The sequence below is a fragment of the Sinomonas soli genome (genome assembly GCF_054782415.1).
This window is the reverse complement of sequence record NZ_BAAGSN010000017.1, coordinates 475-1,261: the sequence shown is the minus strand read 5'-3', so window position 1 is coordinate 1,261 and position 787 is coordinate 475. Positions and strand designations below refer to the sequence as shown.

Annotated in this window: 1 protein-coding gene; it reads right to left on the bottom strand. The window is 69.0% G+C overall.

Annotated elements, in window-relative coordinates; genetic code table 11:
• Positions 1–134 precede the first annotated feature (134 nt).
• Positions 135–722, bottom strand: coding sequence for a flavin reductase family protein (locus ACYVKZ_RS17535; RefSeq protein WP_460993543.1), 588 nt, complete (start codon positions 720–722; stop codon positions 135–137).
• Positions 723–787 lie beyond the last annotated feature (65 nt).

Here is a 787-nt window from a genome sequence, read left to right as displayed (position 1 = left end):
GCGTGGTGCGCTCGGTGGTCGTGTTCGGGGCGGCCGGGGCCGTCGTCTCGTCGATGAGCTCGGTCATGGCTGGACCTTTCTGGTTGTGACGGTGGAAGGGCCGACGGCGGTATCGGCCCGAAGCTGGGGTTGGGCTAGTGGCCGGTGAGGGTCTGGAACGAGTTCGCGCCGGCGAACCAGCCGGACCCGGGGCCGTCTGCGGAGTGGTCCCAAGGGCTTCCGCCGATCTGGGAGCCGATGCTGCGGAAGGAGCCGCCGAAGAACAGGAGCGGCTTGGCGGTGCGGTGGTACTCGAGGGAGACGACTTGGCCGATCACGATGACGTGGTCGCCGCCGTCGTAGATGTTCCAGGGCCGGCATTCGAGGGTGGCGGCGTTCCCGCACAGGACCGGGACACCGCCATCGAGCTTCCATTCCGGCCCACGGGCCATGGGCCTGCCCGCGAAGTGCAGCGCCACGTCCATCTGGTCCAGCGTCAGGATGTTGATGGCGAACGGTGCGCCGTCCAGGTACTGGGCGGCCTTGGAACTGCGCGTGAGGGTGATCTGGGCCAGCGGCGGCTCGAGGGAGACCGCGGTGAACGCGTTCACGGTGGCCCCGTGCGGGACGCCGTCGGGGGTCCTGGTCGTGACGACCGTGACTCCGGTGGCGAACGTCCCGAAGGTGTTGCGCAGTTCCCTCGGATCCACTGCGGCTTTGGCGGTCACTTCGGTGTTGGTCATGGCAGCCTCCGCTCAGGCCTCGGGGTCGAGGCGGAAGTCGTAGGTCGTGACTCGGCCGGCACCGG

What these genes read in the sequence shown, in the direction of transcription:
- ACYVKZ_RS17535 (WP_460993543.1), bottom strand. Translation starts at nt 722, where the DNA reads ATGACCAACACCGAAGTGACCGCCAAAGCCGCAGTGGATCCGAGGGAA.